Origin of the sequence: Paenarthrobacter sp. NyZ202 (assembly GCF_049860755.1) — a bacterium.
In the GTDB taxonomy this organism is placed as follows: Bacteria; Actinomycetota; Actinomycetes; order Actinomycetales; family Micrococcaceae; genus Arthrobacter.
Genome location: NZ_CP187556.1, coordinates 2,563,806 through 2,586,028, shown reverse-complemented (window position 1 = coordinate 2,586,028; position 22,223 = coordinate 2,563,806). Strand labels below are relative to the sequence as shown.

The 22,223-nt window shown below is 62.5% G+C and carries 22 protein-coding genes; 18 read left to right on the top strand and 4 right to left on the bottom strand.

Annotation, left to right across the window (positions count from 1 at the left end; genetic code table 11):
- Positions 1-97: 97 nt before the first annotated feature.
- Positions 98-844 (top strand): SOS response-associated peptidase, encoded by a 747-nt coding sequence (locus ACPFL9_RS11945; RefSeq protein WP_426007545.1) that lies wholly within the window; start codon positions 98-100, stop codon positions 842-844.
- 4 nt (positions 845-848) lie between these two features.
- Here ACPFL9_RS11945 and ACPFL9_RS11940 read toward each other — a convergent pair whose 3' ends face one another.
- Positions 849-1,238, bottom strand: coding sequence for a hypothetical protein (locus ACPFL9_RS11940; RefSeq protein WP_426002882.1), 390 nt, complete (start codon positions 1,236-1,238; stop codon positions 849-851).
- A 60-nt stretch (positions 1,239-1,298) separates the two neighbouring features.
- Complete coding sequence (locus tag ACPFL9_RS11935; protein ID WP_426002881.1) at positions 1,299-1,736, bottom strand: TetR/AcrR family transcriptional regulator; 438 nt, start codon at positions 1,734-1,736, stop codon at positions 1,299-1,301.
- Here ACPFL9_RS11935 and ACPFL9_RS11930 point away from each other — a divergent pair.
- The 9 genes from ACPFL9_RS11930 (at position 1,726) to ACPFL9_RS11890 (ending at position 12,678) form a co-directional block, all read left to right on the top strand.
- The gene (locus ACPFL9_RS11930; RefSeq protein ID WP_426002880.1) at positions 1,726-2,544 is read left to right on the top strand and encodes an FAD-dependent monooxygenase; all 819 of its coding nucleotides are present in this window, start codon (positions 1,726-1,728) and stop codon (positions 2,542-2,544) included. The two genes, ACPFL9_RS11935 and ACPFL9_RS11930, sit on opposite strands and share 11 nt — an antisense overlap.
- 53 nt (positions 2,545-2,597) lie before the next feature.
- On the top strand, positions 2,598-2,771 hold the full coding sequence (locus tag ACPFL9_RS11925) for a hypothetical protein (RefSeq protein WP_426002879.1): 174 nt from the start codon (positions 2,598-2,600) through the stop codon (positions 2,769-2,771).
- Positions 2,772-2,850: 79 nt separating this feature from the next.
- Entirely contained in the window at positions 2,851-3,183 is a 333-nt protein-coding gene (locus tag ACPFL9_RS11920) for a DUF6504 family protein (RefSeq protein ID WP_426002878.1), read from the top strand.
- 11 nt (positions 3,184-3,194) lie between these two features.
- A complete protein-coding gene (locus ACPFL9_RS11915) occupies positions 3,195-6,746 on the top strand; it encodes a DNA polymerase III subunit alpha (RefSeq protein WP_426002877.1) in 3,552 nt (1,183 codons plus the stop codon).
- Positions 6,747-6,866: 120 nt separating this feature from the next.
- Positions 6,867-8,876: a threonine--tRNA ligase gene (gene thrS, locus ACPFL9_RS11910; protein ID WP_426002876.1), complete on the top strand. Its 2,010-nt coding sequence runs from the start codon at positions 6,867-6,869 to the stop codon at positions 8,874-8,876.
- A 19-nt stretch (positions 8,877-8,895) separates the two neighbouring features.
- The gene (locus ACPFL9_RS11905; RefSeq protein WP_426002874.1) at positions 8,896-9,486 is read left to right on the top strand and encodes an HIT family protein; all 591 of its coding nucleotides are present in this window, start codon (positions 8,896-8,898) and stop codon (positions 9,484-9,486) included.
- Entirely contained in the window at positions 9,476-10,114 is a 639-nt protein-coding gene (gene pgsA / locus ACPFL9_RS11900; protein WP_426002873.1) for a phosphatidylinositol phosphate synthase, read from the top strand. The genes ACPFL9_RS11905 and pgsA overlap by 11 nt, the downstream gene beginning before the upstream one ends.
- A 245-nt stretch (positions 10,115-10,359) precedes the next feature.
- The gene (pdxS, locus tag ACPFL9_RS11895) at positions 10,360-11,286 is read left to right on the top strand and encodes a pyridoxal 5'-phosphate synthase lyase subunit PdxS (RefSeq protein ID WP_426002872.1); all 927 of its coding nucleotides are present in this window, start codon (positions 10,360-10,362) and stop codon (positions 11,284-11,286) included.
- A gap of 138 nt (positions 11,287-11,424) precedes the next feature.
- Positions 11,425-12,678: a CapA family protein gene (locus tag ACPFL9_RS11890; RefSeq protein WP_426002870.1), complete on the top strand. Its 1,254-nt coding sequence runs from the start codon at positions 11,425-11,427 to the stop codon at positions 12,676-12,678.
- Positions 12,679-12,681: 3 nt separating this feature from the next.
- Here ACPFL9_RS11890 and ACPFL9_RS11885 read toward each other — a convergent pair whose 3' ends face one another.
- Both ACPFL9_RS11885 and ACPFL9_RS11880 read right to left on the bottom strand, forming a co-directional pair.
- Positions 12,682-13,422 (bottom strand): type 1 glutamine amidotransferase, encoded by a 741-nt coding sequence (locus ACPFL9_RS11885; protein WP_426002869.1) that lies wholly within the window; start codon positions 13,420-13,422, stop codon positions 12,682-12,684.
- Positions 13,419-14,747, bottom strand: coding sequence for a MurT ligase domain-containing protein (locus ACPFL9_RS11880; RefSeq protein ID WP_426002868.1), 1,329 nt, complete (start codon positions 14,745-14,747; stop codon positions 13,419-13,421). The genes ACPFL9_RS11885 and ACPFL9_RS11880 overlap by 4 nt, the downstream gene beginning before the upstream one ends.
- 88 nt (positions 14,748-14,835) lie before the next feature.
- Here ACPFL9_RS11880 and pdxT point away from each other — a divergent pair, with 88 nt between their 5' ends.
- From pdxT to secF, 8 genes are all read left to right on the top strand, one after another.
- Positions 14,836-15,540, top strand: a complete 705-nt coding sequence (gene pdxT / locus ACPFL9_RS11875) for a pyridoxal 5'-phosphate synthase glutaminase subunit PdxT (RefSeq protein ID WP_426002867.1) — start codon at positions 14,836-14,838, stop codon at positions 15,538-15,540.
- 3 nt (positions 15,541-15,543) lie between these two features.
- The gene (locus ACPFL9_RS11870) at positions 15,544-16,299 is read left to right on the top strand and encodes a YebC/PmpR family DNA-binding transcriptional regulator (protein WP_426002865.1); all 756 of its coding nucleotides are present in this window, start codon (positions 15,544-15,546) and stop codon (positions 16,297-16,299) included.
- Between the two features lie 39 nt (positions 16,300-16,338).
- Positions 16,339-16,911 carry a crossover junction endodeoxyribonuclease RuvC gene (ruvC, locus tag ACPFL9_RS11865; RefSeq protein ID WP_426002864.1) on the top strand — a complete coding sequence of 191 codons (573 nt, stop codon included), beginning with the start codon at positions 16,339-16,341 and terminating at the stop codon, positions 16,909-16,911.
- Positions 16,912-17,007: 96 nt separating this feature from the next.
- Positions 17,008-17,652 carry a Holliday junction branch migration protein RuvA gene (gene ruvA / locus ACPFL9_RS11860; protein ID WP_426002863.1) on the top strand — a complete coding sequence of 215 codons (645 nt, stop codon included), beginning with the start codon at positions 17,008-17,010 and terminating at the stop codon, positions 17,650-17,652.
- A complete protein-coding gene (gene ruvB, locus ACPFL9_RS11855) occupies positions 17,645-18,706 on the top strand; it encodes a Holliday junction branch migration DNA helicase RuvB (RefSeq protein WP_426002861.1) in 1,062 nt (353 codons plus the stop codon). The genes ruvA and ruvB overlap by 8 nt, the downstream gene beginning before the upstream one ends.
- Positions 18,707-18,862: 156 nt before the next feature.
- Positions 18,863-19,246 carry a preprotein translocase subunit YajC gene (gene yajC / locus ACPFL9_RS11850; protein WP_426002859.1) on the top strand — a complete coding sequence of 128 codons (384 nt, stop codon included), beginning with the start codon at positions 18,863-18,865 and terminating at the stop codon, positions 19,244-19,246.
- Between the two features lie 114 nt (positions 19,247-19,360).
- Entirely contained in the window at positions 19,361-21,112 is a 1,752-nt protein-coding gene (secD, locus tag ACPFL9_RS11845; RefSeq protein WP_426002857.1) for a protein translocase subunit SecD, read from the top strand.
- Positions 21,112-22,101, top strand: a complete 990-nt coding sequence (secF, locus tag ACPFL9_RS11840; protein WP_426002856.1) for a protein translocase subunit SecF — start codon at positions 21,112-21,114, stop codon at positions 22,099-22,101. Before secD ends, secF begins: the two co-directional genes overlap by 1 nt.
- The last annotated feature ends 122 nt before the right edge of the window (positions 22,102-22,223 follow it).

Below are 22,223 nucleotides of genomic sequence, written 5' to 3'. Positions count from 1 at the left end.
CGGTGGCGGATAATTCCCGTCGGCCGGTTACGTCACATGCTTGCTGGTGTGCCGGCCGGGGACAGGGCAGACTGTTCGCATGTGTGGACGTTATGTGATGGCGCGTGCCGTGGGTGACCTGCTGGCTGAATTCGACGCCGAACTCGAGAACGAAATCGCCTTGGAAAAGTCCTGGAACGTGGCCCCGACGGACACCGTTCCCATTGTCCTGGAACGGGATATGGCAGAAGGGGTGAAGCGCCAACTTCACCTGGCGAAGTGGGGTTTGGTACCTTCCTGGGCCAAGGATGCCAAGGGCGGGGCCCGGCTCATCAACGCCCGCAGCGAAACCCTCCTGGAGAAACCCTCGTTCCGGAAGGCTGCTGCCGCCCGGCGTTGCGCCGTCCCGGCCGATGGCTACTACGAGTGGAAAAAGGGCGAAGGCAAGAACAAGCAACCCTACTATGTGCATCCAGGAAACGGTGAAGGGGTTGTTTTCGCCGGCCTTTACGAATGGTGGAAGGACCAGTCCCTGCCGGAAGACGATCCCGCGCGGTGGCTGCTCTCCATGTCGATCATCACTGCTGACACGCCAACCGCTGAATCTGCCCGCACCCGGCGCAGCGCTTCAGTCTTCGATGAATTGACGGCTTTGCATGACCGGGTCCCGCTGCCCATGGGTGCTGAAACGATGGAAGCCTGGCTTGACCCCCGGCAGGACGACGCAGCGGCTTTGGTGGACATGGTCCGCTCGCGGGCGCATGACGCGGCCGCCGACTGGACGCTGGATGCGGTGGGGGCCGCCGTCGGAAATGTCCGGAACAACTCTCCCGAGCTGATCCGGCCGGTCGAGGCGCTCTTCTAGGCGGTCAGAGCTTTTCGGTGACCGGCACGCCGGACTGGAAGTCGCGGCCGTCGGCTTCACTGAACGCTGTGAGCACGTGGTCATCACTGAGCCCGCCGATGGCTGCCTTGGGGAAGTTGCCGGTGATGACACTGCCGCTGTGCTCTACGCCCTTGATGTCGTAGTTTTCCTCAGCGCTTTGTGAGTGGTTGAAGGAATAGAACGAAATTGCTTCACCATTCATGAACTCGATGCCCAGCCGTCGTTGCGACGAGTAATCCTCGCTGGCAGCTACCAGGCCCACGACGTAAGCGCCTGAGCCTGGTATATCGCCTTCGATTTCGAACCTGGCCACGAGGTTGTCTTCCGTGGCGGTGATGCTGACCTGCTTCAGGAGTGCGTCATGGTTGCTCATGCCACAATCCTGCTCTGCCGACCCGCCTCCGTCCACCCCTTGGGTCCCTCCGGGGCGCCATCATCCTTCCAGGAGTCGACGTATATTGGCGGCAACGGTTGCGTGGTCAGGGTGCTGTCCGCGCCGGGCTGTCAGCAGGTGCATGGCCAAGCCGTCGCTGTAGTCGGCCACAGCCTCGGCCCGCAACCTCGCCCTGGGCAGGCCCATGGACTCCAGCAGCATTTCCATTCCACCCAGCATCCGTTCATGGCCGGCCGTGACGACCCCGGGCTGGTCCAAGGCGAAGGCGAACCGGGCACGGGTCAGGTCCGCATGGTCGGTGGCCAGTGTCAACACCGCGGTGGCGAGCTGCTCCGCCAAGGCAGCGACCGTCGTCGGGGGTTCTTCCGTGCCGAAATGCCGCAGAAGGTGCATGTCCTGCTGCTCTACGCGATCGACGGCGGCTGCCACCAAAGCGGCCCGGTTACGGAAGTAATTGGAGGTGCACGTGGACATCATCGGCGGGGGTATAGCCGGACTGGCATTAGCGGGAATCCTTGATCCGGAGCGGTTCGCCGTCACCCTCCATGAGCAACGGCCGGAACTGCCCAGCGTCGGAACAACACTCGCCATGTGGGCCGGCGCCCAGGCCGCAATCGCCAGGCTTAGGCTCCTGGATCAACTCCGTGACGCAGGAACAAAGCTGGCTTCAGGGGCCCTCCGCGACCCCTCAGGGCAAGCGATGCTGTCCATGGAAGGAGATACCCTCCTCGGAATACCGCGCCCAGCCCTCCTCAAGTTGCTCGATTCCGCCGTCCCCACCACAGTGCAACGCGTTACCGGGCGGGTCGAGCGGCTTCCTCGGGATTCCTGGCTGACCGTAGGTGCAGACGGGGTCCACAGTGTTGTCCGCCGCACGCACTGGGGTTCGCGGGCGGTAGCCAGGCCCACACCCGTCCTGGCGGTCCGGGGAGTGATCCCGGGCAATCCTTCACCCGAAGACGTGGGGGAGTACTGGGGGCGGGGAAACCTCTTCGGGCTTGCCCCGGCGGGGGAGGGCACCAACTGGTACGCATCGTTCCGATCCGGCCCGGGACCTGACCAGGTCGATGTTCCTGAGGCGCTCGATACCACCCGCCGGCTGTTTTCCGGCCACGCCGCAGCAGTGCAACATGTCCTTGCCCAAGCCACAGCTGAAACCACCCTGGCACAAAGAATCTGGATTGCACCGCCGCTGGCACGGTATACACGGCGCAACGTGGTACTGATCGGAGACGCGGCCCATGCCATGACCCCCAACCTGGCCGCGGAGCCTGCGAATCCCTGATTGACGCAGTTACCCTGGGAAGCTTCCTTAACGCACTACCGCTCAGAGATGCCTTGGCCGATTACAACAAGAAGCGCGTGCTGCCCACCCAGCAACTACGTCTGGCATCCTCTGCCATGGGCCGGACAGCAATTGCCCGGACCATGCAACCGGCGCGTGATGCACTGCTTAGGCAGGTGGGAAAGCGGATTGCCAACAAGGCAGCAGCGGTAAAAACCGTGGAGTAGGTTTTGTCGGTCGAGCGTCGTAAACTGGCTGTATTCGAACATACTTTCGAATACGGCCGGCGGTGTAAGGAGCGCTCACATGGGACTGTTCAGCGAGTCCGTTGACGTCATCTGCACAGAAACAGGGCAACCAAGCCACGTCCACTGGAAAGGACAACGCCGCCAGGTCATCAACCAACCGGACCGATGGTACGAACGCCGCCAATGGTGGGCCGAAGAAACCCGCGCACCCCTGGGAAGCGGTACCGGACTCGTAGACCACGAAATCTGGCGGGTCCAACTCACAACAGCCCAGGAACCCGACCCCATCACCCTTGACCTCGTCCGCCACCTCGGCAGCGGAAGATGGCGGGTCCTCCGCATCCACGACGCCGCGCCCGCACACGCCGTTGAACCCGACGAAGCCGCCTGACCCCCTGAACCATGAGCTTCACCCACCTCCACGTATCCACAGCCTTCAGCGCCCACTACGGAGTTTCCTGGCCGGACGACCTCGCCCAGGCAGCCGCTGCCGACGGAGCTACAGCGCTCGCCTGCACAGACCGGGACGGTCTCTACGGCACCGTGAAACACCTCAAAGCCTGCATGGACGCAGGACTGGACCCCATTGTTGGTGCAGACCTCGCTGTCTTTGACCCCGACGGTGACCACCGGACACAGATAGGCGGACGCGTCATCGTCCTCGCCCATGGCCACAACAACGGGGCAGGCTACCGCGCCCTGTGCCGACTGGTCTCCGACGCCCACGCCCGGACCTCCGGAAAAGCCGGCGGAACCATCCCCGCTGCAGTCACCCGGGAAGAATTGGCCTCCCGTACCCTGGACCCCCAAACCCTCAAGCCCGTACTAACCGTCCTTATCGGGCCCGACTCCGACGTCGGCCGGGCCATGGGTGGCAGGAAATACCTCAGGCCCAGGACCCTCTTCAAACAGTGGATTGACGCTATGCCCCCGGGAACCGTCGTTGCAGAAACCGTCTCCCATCTCAGTGCACCCGGGGAATCCCTCAGCACCGCCCACGCGATCCGCATGCTCAAACTGGCCATGGAATTCAACATCCCCGCCGTCCTCACCAACGCCGTACGCTACTGCGCCCAGGACGGCGCGCCCACCGCGGATGTCCTGGACGCCGCACGAACCCTCAAATCACTCCCCGAACTCTCAGCAGAACCCCAACTGTTCCCTGCCGGCCAAGTCCAAGCTCCAGGCCAACTCCAACCCACAGGCCAAGGATGGCTCAAAAATGCGGGGCAAATGCACCAGCTGGGCAAGGAAATCATGTCCGCAGCGGGCTACGGAGCACCGGAACTCACCAAACTCCTCTCAAACACCGAGGCGCTCGCCGATAAATGCCGAATGGACCCCGTCAGGGACATGGGCTGGAAAAAGCCCGTGGTACCCGAGGCCGCCATCATCGGCATCGACCAAGACCCCATGGTTGAACTCACCCAACGCTGCGAAGCCGGCATCAACCGACGATTCCCCGGGATCAAGGAAAAGTCCTATCAGCAGGTGCGCTCGCGGTTGGACCATGAACTGGAAATCATTGGCAAACTTGGCTTTGCCTCGTACTTCCTCACCGTCGCTGAGGTTTCGCGCATGATCATCGACATGGGCGTCAGGGTGGCGGCGCGGGGGTCCGGCGCCTCAAGCCTGGTCAATTATTTGATTGACATCAGCCAGGTGGATCCCATCAGGCACGACCTCATTTTCGAAAGATTCCTGTCAGGACACCGCTCAACGCTTCCTGACATCGACATCGATGTCGAGAGTGCCGAGCGGCACAACGTCTACAGGCGCATTTTCGATCGGTTTGGCGCTGAGCGGGTCACCTTGATGAGCATGCAGAACGGTTACAGGGCACGCGGTGCGGTAAGGGATGCCGGCCTGGCCCTTGGCATGGCCGATGAAGAGATCGGGGAGATCGCCAAGCAGCTGTGGCGGTTCTCCGCCCGGAAGTTCCGTGAAGCCCTGGAGGAAAAGCCCGAACTGCGTGAGTTTGCAGACAGGGTAGAGGCTTCCAGGTCAAGGCGCACATCCATGGAGGAAAATCAGCAGCTGGATCTCCTGGTGGATCTGACGGAGAGGCTCGACCGGCTGCCACGGCATATCTCCATGCATCCCTGCGGAGTCATCCTGGGGGACGCAACCCTCCTTGACCGCACCCCGGTGCAACCCAGTGGTATCGGCTTGCCCATGAGCCAGTTCGATAAACACGACATGGACCCCATGGGCATGCTGAAGCTTGATGTCCTGGGAGTGCGGATGCAAAGTGCCATGGCCTTCGCAGTGCGTGAAATCATCCGCCTGCACCCCTCCAAAGCGGAGGTAACTGCAGCCGGAAACCATCCCACCGGCACCAGTGGTGAAGGCCCCTCCTATATCGGCCCGGATGGGAGAATCGACCTCAATGCAGTTCCCCTGGACGACGAGGCCACCTATGACCTGATCCGGAGCACCCATACGTTGGGCTGCTTCCAGATCGAATCCCCGGGGCAGCGTGAACTCATTGGAAAGATGGCTCCACGGGAGTTCAACGACCTCATCATCGACATATCCCTGTTCAGGCCAGGGCCCATGAAATCCGACATGGTTCGTCCCTTCCTGGAACACAGGCATGGATTTGCGCCTGAGAACTATCCGCATCCCGACCTCAAGCCTGTCCTGGAAGAAACCCACGGGGTCACCGTTTTCCACGAACAGATCCTGAAGACCTTCGATGTCATGACGGGCTGTGGCCTGGCCAAAGCCGATGAATTCAGGCGTGCCTTGGGCGACGAAGGCCACGAACCCGGAGTAGAACAATACTTCCGCCTCCACGCCATCAAAAAATATCCACCCGAAGTGGTGGACAAGGTCTGGGGAACCTTGAAGGCGTTCGGGAGCTTTGGTTTTTGCAAGGCGCATGGGGCAGCCTTCGCCGTGCCAACCTTTCAGTCAGCATGGTTGAAGACCCATCATCCCGAGGCCTTTCTGGCCGGGTTGTGGGAGCACGATCCCGGGATGTACCCCAAGCGGCTTCTTGTGGCCGAGGCAAGAAGGCTGGGCATTCCGATCCTGCCCCTGGACATCAACCGCAGCAAGGCCGAATACCGGGTGGAGAAACTGGAGGACGGCCCTGACCGTGGCAAGCTGGGTATCCGCTTGAGCCTTACCGGTATCTACGGCCTGTCCAAAACCGAGCTGGGACGGATTGTGGCAGGACAGCCATTCGATTCGTTGGCGGATCTCCGGGCCAGGGCCAGGGTCAGTAAGCCAAACATCAAGAGGCTTGCCCAGCTGGGGGCTTTCGATGCCCTGCACAAGGACGCTGGGGGGACTGCAACCAGGGCAGACGTTGTCCAGCATCTGCAATCACTGCAGACAAGTGCTGCCAGGAAAGCTCCTGAGGTGGTTACTGGCCAGCTGTCTTTCAATCTGGGAGACGTGGAATTGAGGAACATCACTCCCGAACTGCCGGAACCTACACGGGTTGAAACCGTACGCGCGGAGTTGGACCTGATGGCTGTGGATGTGAGTGAGCACCTGATGGAAAGCCACCGGCCGTTGCTGGACAGGCTGGGGGTCACCACGGCGGACAAGCTCCTTGGGCTAAGGAACGGTACTGAGGTGCTGGTGGCCGGTGTCCGGGTTGCAACGCAGACCCCTCCCATGCGGGGCGGACGCCGGGTGGTATTCATCAGCATCGACGACGGCACTGGCTGTGTGGACAGCGTCTTTTTCCATGAAGCGCAGGAGGAATCGGGTTCCCTGCTGTTCGGCACCCGCTTGCTCCTGATCCGGGGAACCACCCGAAGGACAGGTCCCCGGGGCATCAGTATCAGCGCAAGCAAGGCCTGGGACCTGGGGCGCCCGGAAACTTTGCCATATCCGGGAACCCTGCCCTCCGACGTCGACATTCCACTCGAATTCAGCGAGCCGGGACCGCTTGCAGGCGTCTCAAGGAACCTCGCCATCACCGGACTTGGGAGCTGACCCAAGGCACCGGCACGTTGCTTTGGACCCCTCCGCCGGAGCAGATACGATTGACGATGGCTGACTGTGGTCCCCGTACGCCACAAGCTATGAAGCCTCAACAATGAATAGGAGACACCCGTGTCAGATGCCCAACAGATCACCCTCATCGTCGATGGCGAAGAGACCAAGGTGACGGAGGGGACTACCGGCGCGGAACTCTTCTTCGAGCGCCGCGATGTGGTTGTTGCCCGTGTCGATGGCGTGCTCAAGGATCTTGACCAGCCCCTTTCCGACGGTGCAACGGTGGAGGGCGTCACCATTGAATCGCCGGACGGACTCAACGTTCTCCGCCACTCCACGGCCCACGTCATGGCCCAGGCAGTGCAGCAGTTGCGTCCGGATGCCAAGCTGGGCATCGGTCCGTACATCACCGACGGCTTCTACTTCGACTTCGACGTCGCTGAACCGTTCACTCCGGAAGACCTGCGCCAGCTGGAAAAGATGATGCAGAAGATCATCAACCAGAACCAGAAGTTCGTCCGCCGCGTCGTTACAGAAGAAGAAGCCCGCGAAGCCATGGCCAACGAGCCCTATAAGCTCGAACTGCTGGGCAAGAAGAACGACGCCGCAGACTCCGCCGAAGGGGTCAACGTTGAAGTCGGCGCCGGCGACATCACCATTTACGACAACGTTGACCGCAAGAGCGGCGACAGCGTTTGGTGCGACCTTTGCAGAGGCCCCCACCTGCCCAATACCAAGATCATCTCGAACGCCTTCGCGCTGACCCGGTCCTCGTCCGCCTACTGGCTGGGCAACCAGAACAACCAGCAGCTGCAGCGGATTTACGGAACGGCGTGGCCCACCAAGGAAGCCCTCAAGGCTTACCAGGAACGCATCGCCGAGGCAGAACGCCGCGATCACCGGAAGCTTGGTGTCGAACTGGACCTGTTCTCCTTCCCGGATGAACTCGGTTCCGGCCTCCCCGTGTTCCACCCCAAGGGTGGCATCATCCGCAAGGCCATGGAGGACTACTCCCGCCAGCGCCATGTCGACGCTGGTTACGAGTTCGTCTACACCCCGCACATCACCAAGGGACACCTGTACGAGGTCTCCGGCCACCTTGACTGGTACAAGGACGGAATGTTCCCTGCGATGCAGGTCGACGCTGAACTGAATGAAGACGGCACTGTGCGCAAGCCGGCCCAGGACTACTACCTGAAGCCGATGAACTGCCCCATGCACAACCTCATCTTCCGGTCCCGTGGACGTTCCTACCGTGAACTGCCGCTGCGGCTCTTCGAATTCGGCTCTGTCTACCGCTACGAGAAATCCGGTGTTGTCCATGGCCTCACCCGGGTCCGGGGCATGACACAGGACGACGCCCACATCTACTGCACCCGCGAGCAGATGAAGGACGAGCTCACCACCACGTTGAACTTCGTCCTCGGTCTCCTCAAGGATTACGGCCTGGATGATTTCTACCTGGAACTCTCCACCAAGAACGAGGAAAAGTTCGTGGGGGACGACGCCACTTGGGAAGAAGCCACCCGGACGCTGGCTGAGGTAGCAGAGGCGTCCGGCCTCGAACTCGTTCCGGATCCGGGCGGAGCGGCGTTCTACGGACCGAAGATTTCAGTGCAGGCCAAGGATGCCCTGGGCCGTACCTGGCAGATGTCCACCATCCAGTTGGACTTCAACCTGCCGGAACGTTTCGAGCTTGAATACCAGGCAGCGGATGGAACCCGCCAGCGTCCCGTGATGATCCACCGAGCGCTGTTTGGTTCCGTGGAGCGCTTCATGGGTGTCCTGACCGAGCACTATGCCGGCGCATTCCCGGCCTGGCTGGCTCCGGTCCAGGTCGTCGGGATCCCTGTTGCTGAGGCTTTCAACGACTACATGTTCGATGTCGTGGACCAGTTGAAGGCAGCGGGGATCCGCGCCGAGGTGGATATTTCCTCGGACCGTTTCCCCAAGAAGATCCGCACCGCCAGCAAGGACAAGATCCCGTTCGTCCTGATTGCCGGTGGTGAGGACGCCGAGGCCGGCGCAGTATCCTTCCGGTTCCGCGACGGAAGCCAGGACAACGGCGTGCCAGTGGAAGAAGCGGTCCGCCGGGTCGTCGACGCCGTAAAGAACCGCGAGAGCTGACGGAACGGACTGGATGACGGTGGAGGAGAACACAGGCGCGGGCAACCTGCCGGACGACGCCGGGGTAACCGATGATTTCGGCTTGGCGGGCGTTCCGGACGCGTTCCAGCGACTGTGGACTCCTCACCGCATGGCCTACATCAAGGGCGGGCAGGACCAATTCAAGAACAAGGATGACTGCCCGTTCTGCGTCGGTCCCACCCGCAGCGATGAGGAATCCCTCATCGTTCACAGGGGCAGGACCTGCTATGTGGTGCTCAACCTCTTCCCCTACAACCCCGGACACCTGCTGATCTGTCCCTACCGCCATGTGCCGGACTATACGGACATCACCGTGGAGGAAACTGCAGAGTTCGCCGATCTTACGCAGACTGCCATGCGGGTGCTGCGGAAGGTCTCGAACCCCAGCGGCTTCAATCTGGGGATGAACCAAGGGGTGACCGGCGGCGCCGGAATCGCCGCCCATCTGCACCAGCATGTTGTTCCGCGCTGGGGTGGAGACGGCAACTTCTTCCCGATCATCGCCCAGACCAAGGCCATCACCCAGACCCTTGACGAGGTCCGTAAGGCAGTGGCCGAGGCCTGGCCGGGGGAATCGAATGCTCAATAGGCATGCGCGCGGCTTCTTTACCTCCCTCTTCACGCCCTTAGCCCGTTGGCTCCTGAAGATGGGCGTGTCTCCCGACGCCGTCACCATTGCAGGAACAGCCGGGGTCATCTTTGGCGGCCTGGTGCTCTATCCCATGGGGCATCTGTGGTGGGGTTCGGTGATGATCGCCGTGTTTGCTTTCTCCGACGTCGTGGACGGAATCATGGCCAGGCTCCAGCAGCGCAGGGGAGGCTGGGGAAACTTCCTCGACTCCAGCCTGGACCGCCTCGCAGACGGTGCCATCTTCGCCGGCCTGGGCATCTGGTTTTTCACCCAGGGCGGTGATGCTGCCATTGGCGCCGCATCGGTCATCTGCCTCGTCCTGGGCATGGTGGTTTCCTACGTGCGGGCCAAAGCGGAGTCCTTGGGGTACCACGCATCGGTAGGGATCGCCGAAAGGGCCGAGCGGTTGGCGTCCGTGCTCCTGGTCGCCGGGTTGACGGGGCTGGGACTTCCGCCGGTAGTCCTCTTCGCCACGATGATCCTTTTGGCACTCGCCAGCGTGGTCACGATCGTCCAGCGCATGGCCACAGTACGCAAGCAGGCCATGGCCGAAGCCAACGGCATGGGAAGCGGCGCCCAGGCCTAAACGCAGCAGCGCTTCCAGGGAAGTGGCATCTGACCAGAGTCCCTCAACTGCTGTTGTGCAGCTGTCCTACCAGTTGCGGTTCACACCCGCTGGCGGCAGTAATGAAAGTACTGCCGGACCCCGTCCTGCGACTACTATTACTAGTACTTGGTCATCTTGACCTGAAAACCCGGTGTGCGTTGATTGCGGTCCTGTGCTGTGCGTGCCGCCGGTCAAAAGGTCGTTATCTACCCATAGGGGTTTTTGTGTCTACACCAGATGTAAGCAACGAAGCCGGTTCGTCCGCGAACAGCGTCACGGGCAGCAGCCGCGTTAAGCGGGGCATGGCTGAGATGCTCAAGGGCGGCGTCATTATGGACGTCGTTAACGTCGAGCAGGCCCGCATCGCCGAGGATGCCGGTGCCGTGGCTGTCATGGCGCTCGAGCGTGTTCCGGCTGATATCCGCGCCCAGGGTGGCGTGTCCCGTATGTCCGATCCGGACATGATCGACCAGATCATTGCCGCGGTGTCCATCCCGGTGATGGCGAAGGCCCGTATCGGCCACTTCGTCGAGGCCCAGGTCCTGCAGTCCCTCGGTGTTGACTACATCGACGAGTCCGAGGTCCTGACCCCGGCGGATTACATCAACCACATCGACAAGTGGAACTACACTGTGCCTTTCGTCTGTGGTGCCACCAACCTCGGTGAGGCGCTGCGCCGCATCAACGAAGGTGCGGCAATGATCCGCTCCAAGGGCGAAGCCGGCACCGGCGACGTGTCCAACGCCACCGGCCACATGCGCAAGATCCGCACCGAGATCGCCCAGCTCGCTGCCCTTCCCGAGGACGAGCTGTACGTTGCGGCCAAGGAACTGCAGGCCCCGTACGAGCTGGTCAAGGAAGTCGCCGCAACGGGCAAGCTCCCGGTGGTGCTGTTCACCGCCGGTGGCATCGCGACCCCGGCTGATGCTGCGATGATGATGCAGCTCGGCGCCGACGGTGTGTTCGTCGGTTCCGGTATCTTCAAGTCCGGCAACCCGGCCCAGCGCGCGGCCGCCGTCGTCAAGGCCACCACGTTCCACGACGATCCCGACGTGATCGCCAAGGTCTCCCGCGGCCTGGGTGAAGCCATGGTCGGCATCAACGTCGACGAGATCCCGCAACCGCACCGCCTCGCCGAACGCGGCTGGTAGTAAGCGGCTGTAGTAAGCAGCACAACGACGCCGGAGGGCCGCCCGCGAGGGGCAGCCTCCCGGCGTCGTTCGTTAAAACCGTAAGATTCGCGTCCTCAACGGTGGCGCGCCAAGTACTTCCGGCTCCGCGATCGTAGGATGGCGGTTATGGGCAAGATCACACGTATGGGCGCCGTAATGAAGCGGACAGCGATCGTATTCCCTGCGGCGACGCTCTTGCTGATCATGGGTGCATGCGGCGTCATCGCCGAAAATGATGCGCGGGAGCAGAGCGGTTCCCCCGCACCGACCGAAACCCAGGCGCCGACCCCCACCCCAACGCCGACCCCAACGCCGGGTAAGGGGCCCGCCTGCCCCACGCTCCGCTGTACGTCCATCACCGTGACCGGGGACATGCTGGTGCATACCCAACTCTGGCAGCAGGCCCGCGCGGATGCTGCCGCGGCGGGCCAGCCCGGGTACACCTTCGTGCCGCTCCTGGAAGGGCAGCGGCCCTACATCCGCAACAGCGACCTGGCCATCTGTCACCAGGAAACCCCGGTGGCCACCCCGGACGGGCCGTTCTCCGCCTACCCCTCCTTCAACGTTCCGCCGCAGATCGTCACAGCCGCCAAGGACGTTGGCTACCAGGCCTGCACCACGGCCAGCAACCACACCATAGACCGCGGGACGGAAGGATTGCTCCGCACCCTCGATGCACTGGATGCCGCCGGTCTGAAGCACACGGGCTCCTACCGTACGGAAGCAGCAGCGCAGGAGATCCTGATGCTCAAAACGGAAGCCGCCACGGTCGCCGTGATCATCGGCACCTACGGTCTCAACGGGCAAATCCCGGAATACCCCTGGTTGGTCGATGCCCTGGATCCGGCGGCCATGATCGCGAAGGCGGCCAAGGCGCGAAGCCTGGGCGCAGATATTGTGCTGGGTGTTATGCACGCCGGCGACGAATACGCCAGCGAGCCCAACCTGCAGCAACAGGAGGTAGCCCACGCCTTGGTGGACAGTGGCCAGTTCACGATGATCTACGGCCACCACACCCACTCTGTCCTGCCGATCGAGAACTACAAAGGCACCTGGATCGTCTACGGCCTGGGCAACGGGGTCACTGAACTCTCGCCCTGGTACGTCGTCAATAACGAGGGCCTGCTGGTCCGCGCACAGTTCAGCCGGAATGAAGCCGGCCAGTGGACCACCTCCGACCTCGCATGGGCGCCGTCGGTCATTGTCCGTGATCCTTACCGCTGGTGCTCTGTGGCAAGTGACGCCCCGCAGGGTGTCTGCGCCTCCCCGGCGGCGGACGCCGCCACCCACCAGCGCACCAAGGCGGTGGTGGAGTCGATGGGCGCTGCCACAGCAGGAGCCCACGAACTGCTTATCACCAAGGAGAAATAGGCCCTACCGCGGACGGCGGGCTGCGTGCTCGCGCGCGAGGCGGGCGTAGTCGTCGTCGGGCGTTCCCGGAACGAAGGTTCCGAACCTGCGTTCGGCGGCTGTCCTGATCAGGAAGTCGGCAATCGCCGGGTTCTTCGGGAGCAGGGATCCGTGGAGGTAGCTGGCCACCACGTTGCGGTACCTGGCGCCTTCGTGGCCGTCCTTGCTGTTGTTGCCGGCGCCCTTGGTGACGGTTCCAAGAGGCTCGACGCCGGAACCCAGGGTGGTCTGTCCGCTGTGGTTTTCGTATCCCAGGACATCGCCGAACTCGGGAGACTTGAGGATGACGTTGCCGATCAGCCGCTCGTCCGTTCCATGGGTTTCGACGTCGAGGATGCCGATACCAGGGATGACCGGGCCGGCACTGGTCTTGAAGAACTTGCCGAAAAGCTGGTACAGCCCACAGATCACCAACATGGGTGCGCCGTCGTCGGCCATGCCGCGGAGCAGCTCAGCGCGGGACTGGAGGTCCTCCTGGATAACCACCTGGCCGCTGTCCTGGCCCCCGCCGCCGACAATAATGTCGATGTCATCCGGAAAGTCGTCACCTACGTTGTATTCAAGCAGTTCCGGCTTGTAGCCGTGCCACGTGATGCGCTGCTTCAGCACCAGGGCATTGCCCCAGTCCCCGTAGATGTTCATGTCCTTGGGGTAGAGCTGCAGGACGCGAAGGGTTCCCTTGCCGGGCTGGGCTTCCGAGGTCATGAGACCACCTCAACTATGGTGATTTTGGACAGTTCGCGCCGGATGGCGAGCATGGCTGTGTAGGTGCAGAAAATCCGCTTGGGTTTGCCCCTGGAGCCGTCAATGAAGGCGTGCAGGGCCTCATTGATGTCAGGTTCCACGCCACCGAAACGCACGTCGTCGTATTGGAGCCGAAGGGCCATGTCGTAGGCGCGGACTCCGGTCAGCAGGTCCACCCCGTTGGTGCGCAAGGAGTCGAACTCCACGTCCCACAGCCAGGACATGTCCCGGCCATCGGCGTAGTTGTCGTTGATCGCGATCATCGTGGCATAGCCGCCTGCAGGGAAGGATTTCAGGCCCAGGCGGAAACCGCTCGGGTTCTTCACGAGCACCAGCTCCAGCGGTTGGCCGTCCACAGTAAGGCTTTCACCACGGCCGAAGGCCGGAGCCACGTTACCCAGCGCCTTGACCAGTTTGGGTGTGTCCACAGCCCCGGTATGGAGGATCGCACGGGCCAGGGAAAGGGCGGCCGCAGCGTTGAAGATGTTGTAGACGCCCCGCAGCTTCATGGTGGTGGTGACAGTTTCGCCGTCGAACTCAAAGTCTGCGTCCTGGGCACCAACGCGGCGGAGTACGACGTCGGCAGCAGGGCGGGCGGGAACGTCGCCGTCGGTGCCGTCCACCGTGGTACCGGGGGAGGCAATACCTGTCGCCGTACGCATGTCGTCGTCGTTGGGGAAGGTGCTGCGGAGCGACTCGTCGAGGCCGAAGTACCGCACAGACGCGGTTCCGGGGGCCGAAGGCCCGGCCAGGACATCCGCGATCCGCGCTACCCGAGGGTCTTCACGGTTAAGGACCACGGTTTCGGTGGTCTTGACGGCGATGTGTTCCAGCAGCCTGGCGGTCTTGTCGATTTCGCCGAACCGGTCCAGTTGGTCACGCAGGACATTGAGCAACAGGCTGAAGCGCGGCTGGACCTTGTTGACGAAATGAACGGCATGGGCCTCATCCAGTTCCAGGACGGCAACATCGGCGTCCAGGGTGCCTTTCCAGTCCACATCACCGAGCAGCGAGGCTGCGACGCCGCGGGTGAAGTTGCTGCCGGTGCGGTTGGTGAAGACCTTCAAGCCCTGGCTTTCGAGCAGCTCCACCACCATTTTCGTGGTGGTTGTCTTGCCGTTGGTACCGCTCACCACAGCCACGCCGTGGGGGAGTGAGGCCAGCGTCCGCTGCATGAAGCCGGGATCGATTTTCTCCACTACCAGCCCGGGAAAAGCCGACCCTCCACCACGGAGCCGGGACAGGGAACGGACCAGCTTGCCGAGGGGAACGCTGAAGGAAAACATGCTCTGTAATATATCCCAGACGCGGCATGAAGCCGGGGTGGAAGCCGGCCGGGACGGTGTTTGAGGCCCGGGCCACTATGATGGTCGAATGACCCATTCCCTTTCCGACGCTTCATCGCGCCCGGGTGCAGGGCTCCGGATCGGTGTGTTGGCTCTCCAGGGCGATTTCCGTGAACACATCCATGCCGTGGAAGCCGCCGGCGCCCAGGGCATTGGTGTGCGGCGCCCTGCTGAACTGGACGACGTCGATGGCCTGATCATCCCGGGCGGCGAGTCGACCACCATCGATAAACTTTCCCGGATCTTCGAGATCGCGGAGCCCCTTCGGAAACGGATTGCCGACGGCCTTCCGGTGTACGGATCCTGCGCAGGCATGATCCTGCTGGCGGACCAGATTGCCGATCCCGCCACCGACCTCGAGGGCAATCCCCAGCAGACCTTCGGTGGCCTGGACATCACGGTCCGCCGCAACGCCTTTGGACGCCAGCGCGAATCCTTCGAAACCGACCTCGACTTCAAAGGACTGGAATTCAGCGCGGCGGAGGGCGGAACCGTGGATCCTGTCCACGCCGTCTTCATCCGCGGTCCGTGGGTAGAGCGGGTGGGACCTGGCGTTGAAGTACTCGCCCAGGTCGATCCGGACCATGCCACCCACACGGCCACTTTGCACGGATTGGCTAGAATTGTTGCAGTGCGCTCCGGCCACCTGCTGGCCACCTCCTTCCATCCGGAAGTGACGGGCGAGAAGCGCGTGCATGAACTCTTTATTCGAATGATCAGAGGAGAAGCGTAAAGCATGTCAGGCCACTCCAAATGGGCGACCACCAAGCACAAGAAAGCCGTCATTGACGCCCGCCGTGCAAAGTCGTTCGCCAAGCTGATCAAGAACATCGAAGTTGCCGCCCGTATGGGTGGTCCCGACCTTTCGGGCAACCCCGGCCTCGAGCTTGCCGTTACCAAGGCCAAGAAGACCTCGGTCCCCAACGACAACATCGACCGTGCCATCAAGCGTGGCGCCGGGCTGACCGGCGAAGTGGTCGACTACACCGAAATCATGTACGAAGCCCGCGGCCCGCAGGGTTCGGCGCTGCTGATCGAATGCCTCACGGACAACAAGAACCGCGCGGCCTCCGAAGTCCGCCTCGCCATTTCACGCAACGGTGGAACCATTGCCGACCCCGGGTCGGTCAGCTACCTCTTCACCCGCAAGGGCGTGGTGGTCCTTCCCAAGAACGGGCTCAGCGAGGACGACATCCTGATGGCGGTCCTGGAAGCAGGAGCCGAGGAAGTCAAGGACAGTGGCGACAACTGGGAGATCCACTCCGAGCCGTCGGACATCCAGGCCATCCGCGACGCCCTGAAGGACGCCGGCATCGAGTACGACTCCGATGAAGTCGAGTTCGTCCCCTCCATGCAGGTGGACCTGGACCTGGACGGCGCCAAGAAGTTCATGAAGCTCGTGGACGCCCTGGAAGACCTCGATGACGTGCAGAATGTCTACAGCAACGCGGACTTCAGCGACGACGTCCAGGCCGCGCTCGACGCCGAGTAGGCACCAAGGAATCTTTACCGCTGACAGGAAGGCCCGGAATTGACTCTTCGTGTATTGGGAGTCGATCCGGGCCTTACCCGTTGCGGCATTGGTGTGGTGGATATCGAACGGAACCGCCGCGCCACCATGGTTGCTGTCGGTGTCGTGGGAACGTCCGCGGATCTTTCCCTGGACAAGCGGCTGCTCGCCATTGCGCAGGCGATCGACGAATGGCTCGACCTTCACAAGCCGGACGTTGTGGCGGTGGAGCGGGTCTTCTCGCAGATGAACGTGAGCACCGTGATGGGAGTCGCCCAGGCCTCGGGTGTGGTGATCGCAGCCGCGGCGCGCAGGAATATCCCCGTAGCCCTGCATACCCCCTCCGAGGTCAAGGCGGCTGTGACGGGAAGCGGCGGTGCCAACAAGGAGGCCGTGACCAAGCTCGTGACCAAGATTCTTCGGTTGGATGCGCCGCCAAAACCGGCCGATGCCGCCGACGCCCTGGCCTTGGCCCTGACGCACGCGTGGCGGGCAGGCAGTGTGGCTGCACCGGGAACGGGCGGCCAAGGGACGCTCACCCCCGCCCAACGTGCCTGGGCGGAGGCTGAGGCAAAGGCGCGGCGGTCGCGGTGATTGTCCGGCGCCCTTGCTAGGGTATTCGTAGATATGTTCGGATAATGTGGCGGTCCAGTCCCACGGGCCGGCGCAATAAATGTCAGGAGCCGGGTTTTGATCAGTTTTCTCCGCGGGACAGTAGCCCATGTTGGTCTGTCCACCGCCGTGATCGACCTCAACGGTGCGGGGATGAGCGTGTATGCCACGCCGCAGACCTTGAGCCACCTCAAAGTCGGCTCCGAAGCAAAGCTCTTCACGTCGATGATCGTGCGTGAAGATTCCCTGACCCTGTTTGGTTTCGCCGACGACGACGAACGCGAGGTGTTCGAGGTCCTGCTCAGCGTCAGTGGCGTCGGACCTCGACTGGCCTTGGCCGTCCTGGCCGTCCATGAGCCTGAGGCCATCCGCATGGCAGCGCACACTGGTGACAACAAGGCGTTCACCAAAGTGCCGGGAATCGGGCCCAAGGTCGCGGGCAGGATCGTCCTCGAACTTGCCGGAAAGCTGGTCCCACATGGCACCGGTGCCGTTGCGTCTCCCGCCGTGGCGGCGGGACCGGACTGGAAGCCCCAGGTAGTGGCCGCCATGACCAGCCTTGGCTGGTCGGAAAAAGACGCCACGGGAAGCATCGACAAAGCCATGGCGGATTCCCCGGAGTTGGTGGACTCCGGAAACGTCGCGCAGATCCTCCGCGCAACATTGCGCTGGCTTGGGCAGGATGGCGCGCGTGCGGGCAACCGCGTAGGCAGCCGTGGCTGAGCAGTCACTCGTCGCGGGAGGCGAGGAGCCGGAAGAACGGGTCATCGAGGCGGCCCTCCGACCCAAGAATCTTCATGATTTCGTGGGGCAGCACCGGGTCAGGAAGCAACTCTCCCTGGTTCTGGAGGCCTCCCGCTTGCGTGGGCGGAGCGCCGACCATGTGCTCCTGTCCGGTCCGCCGGGCCTGGGCAAGACCACACTGGCCATGATCATCGCGGCGGAAATGAACGCACCGCTGCGGATCAGCAGCGGGCCGGCCATCCAGCACGCCGGAGACCTTGCGGCCATTCTGTCCTCATTGTCCGAGGGCGAAGTGCTTTTCCTGGACGAGATCCACCGTATGTCACGGCCTGCGGAAGAAATGCTGTACATGGCCATGGAAGATTTCCGGGTGGACATCGTGGTCGGCAAGGGTGCCGGGGCCACAGCCATTCCACTGGAACTTCCGCCGTTCACCCTTGTGGGTGCCACCACCAGGGCAGGGTTGCTCCCCGGGCCGCTGCGGGACCGTTTCGGATTCACGGGCCACCTCGAGTTCTATGCCGTGGAGGAACTGGAACTGGTTCTTCGGCGCTCTGCCGGACTTTTGGACCTGAAGGTGAACTCGGCAGGTTTTACGGAGATCGCCGGGCGTTCCCGGGGGACGCCGCGTATCGCCAACCGGCTGCTTCGGCGGGTGAGGGACTGGGCACTGGTTCACGGCATCGACCAGATCGACGCCCGTTCCGCATCGGCGGCACTGGATATGTACGAAGTCGACGAACGCGGCCTGGACCGTTTGGACCGTTCTGTGCTGGAAGCCCTCATCACCAAATTCAATGGTGGACCGGTCGGCCTTTCCACCCTGGCGATTGCGGTGGGGGAGGAGCCCGAGACCGTGGAGACTGTGGCAGAGCCCTATTTGGTCAGGGAGGGCCTGCTGGGGAGGACTCCAAGGGGCCGCATTGCCATGGCTTCTGCCTGGACCCACTTGGGCTACGCTGTGCCGGCCGGGGTCTTCGGACAGGAAACCCTCAGCCTTTTTGACGAGGACCAGACCACGCCGATCGTTTGAATCGCTCCGGTTGACATGATGCGTTCAGCTTTACCCTCTAGACTGGTATGACGCTCGGCACGTTCGAGTCCTTGATCCATGCGTGCTTGCTGGATCGTCGGGGACGTTGCCGTGGACCAGAACGTAAGTACAGAACGGAACTTCCCTGTGGATCCAATGACCATATTGCTGTTCGTCATGCTTGGACTCTTTGTCTTCATGATGTTCCGCAAAAACAAGAAGACCCAGCAGCAGCAGGCTGAGATGCAGTCGAAGTTTGCTCCTGGTGTCGACGTCATGACCAGCTTCGGTCTCTTCGGCCGCATCGTGTCCATCGATGACGCCGAGAACAAGGTTGTTCTTGAGCTTTCTCCCGGCAACGAGGCCACGGTTCACCGCCAGGCCGTCACCAAGATCCTTGACAAGGTCGAAGAAGAAGCCCCGGTGGTTCCGAACGATGCTTCTTCCCTCACGGCCGCGGGTGCCGACGCTCCTGCAGCGAACGAGACGCCGGAGGAAACCATCGCGCGCCTCAACAAAGAGGACAAGAAGGACAACTAGCACCGTCAGTCGCGGCAACACCGCGCAAGAAAACTTCTACGGCAGCGGAGAGCCGCCGGCAGGCGCTTACAGGCGTCCGCCGGCGGCTGTCCGGCGATAACAGGAAGATCGAACATGGCACGGACCGGCCCTAAAAACTCAGCCCGCAGGGTGCTGACCTGGCTAGGCGCAATATTCGTTGTACTCACCGCCGTCCTCGGTGGCGGCGTCCTGACCGGCAACGCCAGCTGGGCGCCAAAGCTTGCACTGGACCTCGAAGGCGGGACCCAGATGATCCTGGCGCCCCGGGTTGAGGGCTCCAGCGAAATCAATGAGGAGCAGCTGAACCAGGCTGTTGCCATCATCCGCCAGCGCGTGGACGGCTCCGGTGTTGCCGAAGCCGAGATCAGCACCCAGTCCGGACGCAACGTGGTGGTCAGCCTTCCCGGAACTCCGTCCAAGGAGACCCGGGACCTGATCCAGGCCTCTGCCGACATGAACTTCCGTCCTGTCATTGCTGCGGCGGACCCCTCGGCGATTCCTGAGGAATCCCGCACGCCGGATGACCAACTGCCCAAGCCAACGGCTGAGCCGGCCAATGCCAGTGACACCAACTGGGTAACACCGGAGGTCTACAAGGAATTCGAGGCGCTGGACTGCGTCAACCCGTCCACGGAAAGGCGGGAACGGTCCGACCCCGCCAAGCCCCTGGTGACGTGCGAGGCTGCCACTGCCCAGACACCGGCCATCAAGTACATTCTTGGCCCGGTGGAAGTCAAAGGCCAGGACATCGCCGACTCCGACTTCACGCAGGTCCAGGGTGCCCAGGGTTCCGTCACGAACTCCTGGGGCGTGAACATCGTCTTCAACGGCAATGCCACCGAGAAGTTCAAGCAGGTCACCGAACGCCTCAACCAGTACTACGTAGCGGCCCAGGCACAGGGCACCGAGGATCCCAAGGCGCAGTTCGCAATTGTCCTTGACGACCAGGTGATTTCAGCTCCCCGCTCCCTGGCAGTGATCACGGACGGACGTCCCCAGATCACCGGCAACTTCACGCAGGCATCTGCCAAGGCATTGTCCGACCAGCTCCGCTACGGCGCCTTGCCGATTTCCTTCGAGATCCAGTCGCAGGAGCAAATCTCGGCAACGCTCGGCAGCGACCAGCTCCGGCTGGGCCTCCTTGCCGGCGTGATCGGCCTCCTGCTGGTAGTGGTGTACTCGTTGTTCCAGTACCGTGCCCTGGGGCTGGTCACCATCGCCTCCCTGGTGGTGGCAGGTGTTTTGACGTACTTGGCAATCGCCATTCTGGGCTGGACCGAGAACTACCGCCTGTCCCTGGCAGGTGTGGCCGGCTTGATCGTGGCCATCGGCCAGACCGCCGACTCCTTCATTGTCTACTTCGAACGCATCCGCGATGAGCTTCGCGAAGGACGTGGACTGGTCTCGGCCGTGGAGAATGGCTGGAAGCGCGCCAAGCGGACGGTCCTTGCGTCCAAGGCCGTGAACCTCCTGGCTGCGTTGGTGTTGTACTTCGTGGCAGTGGGCAACGTGCGTGGCTTCGCCTTCACCTTGGGCCTGACGGCCGTGGCGGACCTGATCGTCGTCTTCATGTTCACGCACCCCACGCTCCAGCTCCTTGCCCGGACCAAGTTCTTTGGCGAAGGCCACAGGTTCTCTGGTCTTTCACCTGACCGGCTCGGCGCCGTTCCGCTCTACCGCGGGGCAGGTCGGCTGCGTACTCCTGACGAAAAGCCCGTTCCCGTGCGGACACGAAATGCCGGTGCCTCCGCCGAGGCCGAGCGGCGCATGACCATTGCCGAACGGCGCCTTGCTGCGAAGGGCCAACTGACCGGTACTTCCCAGGGCACCAAGGAGGAGAAGTAATGACCACGAGCTTTGCCACCTTCGGTTACGAGCTTTACACAGGCAAGCGGTCCTACAACTTTGTCGGCGCCAAGAAGATCTGGTTTGTCGTCGCCGCTGTGGCCGTGGCGCTGTCCATCCTGATTCCCCTGCTCAAGGGTGGATTCAACCTGGGCATCGAGTTCCGCGGCGGTTCCGAATTCACCGTCTCCAATGTCAAGACCACGGACGCCTCGCTGGGGGAGAAGGCAGTCCATGATGTGGTTGCCGGCGCGGTACCCCGTGTTGCGAATGTAGCCGGTAACACCATGCGCATCCAGACCGACCAACTCACTGACGAGGAAACCCTCCGGATCAAAGAGGGCTTGACCAGTGCGTATGGTGTCTCCGACAACGAGGTGACGTCCACCTTTGTTGGCCCCACGTGGGGCCAGGACGTAACCCGCCAGGCGCTGATCGGCCTGGCTGTGTTCGTGGGCCTTGCGGCAGTACTGATGGCCTTGTACTTCCGGACCTGGAAAATGTCGCTGTCAGCCCTGGTGGGAATGGTGGTCACCATGTTCACCACGGCGGGTGTCTACGCCCTGAGCGATTTTGAAGTGACGCCGTCGGCCATCATCGGCTTCCTGACGGTCCTCAGCTATTCCCTGTACGACACTGTGGTGGTGTTCGACAAGATCAGGGAAAACACCTCGGACATCGCTACGTCCACCCGCCGCACGTTCGGCGAGGAAGTGAATCTGGCAGTGAACCAAACCCTGGTCCGCTCCATCAACACCATGATGGTTGCCGTGCTGCCGGTGGCCGCGATTCTCTTCATCGGTGCCGGGCTCCTCGGTGCCGGAACACTCCGCGACCTTTCCCTGGCGCTGTTCGTCGGCATCCTCATCGGTACGGCCGCCACGATCTTTATTGCTGCGCCGCTGTATGCCTGGCTGCGGCAAGGAGAACCGGAACTGGTCAAGCAGGCCAAGAGGGTCCACCACCGTCGTTCCGCGGCCGCTGTCTAAAGCGGTTCCGCAGCATTCAGCGTCCCTTGGGCCGGCCTCCGTCATCACGCGGAGGCCGGCTCTTTGACTTGCCCGGTTGCCGCTGGTGTGCTCCCCGGTTGGAGAAGCATTCGGTGACAGGA

What these genes read in the sequence shown, in the direction of transcription:
- yajC (WP_426002859.1), top strand. Translation starts at nt 18,863, where the DNA reads ATGACCATATTGCTGTTCGTCATGCTTGGACTCTTTGTCTTCATGATG.
- ACPFL9_RS11890 (WP_426002870.1), top strand. Translation starts at nt 11,425, where the DNA reads ATGGCGGTTATGGGCAAGATCACACGTATGGGCGCCGTAATGAAGCGG.
- secF (WP_426002856.1), top strand. Translation starts at nt 21,112, where the DNA reads ATGACCACGAGCTTTGCCACCTTCGGTTACGAGCTTTACACAGGCAAG.
- ACPFL9_RS11940 (WP_426002882.1), bottom strand. Translation starts at nt 1,238, where the DNA reads ATGAGCAACCATGACGCACTCCTGAAGCAGGTCAGCATCACCGCCACG.
- ACPFL9_RS11885 (WP_426002869.1), bottom strand. Translation starts at nt 13,422, where the DNA reads ATGACCTCGGAAGCCCAGCCCGGCAAGGGAACCCTTCGCGTCCTGCAG.
- ACPFL9_RS11880 (WP_426002868.1), bottom strand. Translation starts at nt 14,747, where the DNA reads ATGTTTTCCTTCAGCGTTCCCCTCGGCAAGCTGGTCCGTTCCCTGTCC.
- ACPFL9_RS11935 (WP_426002881.1), bottom strand. Translation starts at nt 1,736, where the DNA reads ATGATGTCCACGTGCACCTCCAATTACTTCCGTAACCGGGCCGCTTTG.
- pdxT (WP_426002867.1), top strand. Translation starts at nt 14,836, where the DNA reads ATGACCCATTCCCTTTCCGACGCTTCATCGCGCCCGGGTGCAGGGCTC.
- ACPFL9_RS11915 (WP_426002877.1), top strand. Translation starts at nt 3,195, where the DNA reads ATGAGCTTCACCCACCTCCACGTATCCACAGCCTTCAGCGCCCACTAC.
- ACPFL9_RS11870 (WP_426002865.1), top strand. Translation starts at nt 15,544, where the DNA reads ATGTCAGGCCACTCCAAATGGGCGACCACCAAGCACAAGAAAGCCGTC.
- secD (WP_426002857.1), top strand. Translation starts at nt 19,361, where the DNA reads ATGGCACGGACCGGCCCTAAAAACTCAGCCCGCAGGGTGCTGACCTGG.
- ACPFL9_RS11945 (WP_426007545.1), top strand. Translation starts at nt 98, where the DNA reads ATGGCGCGTGCCGTGGGTGACCTGCTGGCTGAATTCGACGCCGAACTC.
- pgsA (WP_426002873.1), top strand. Translation starts at nt 9,476, where the DNA reads ATGCTCAATAGGCATGCGCGCGGCTTCTTTACCTCCCTCTTCACGCCC.
- ACPFL9_RS11920 (WP_426002878.1), top strand. Translation starts at nt 2,851, where the DNA reads ATGGGACTGTTCAGCGAGTCCGTTGACGTCATCTGCACAGAAACAGGG.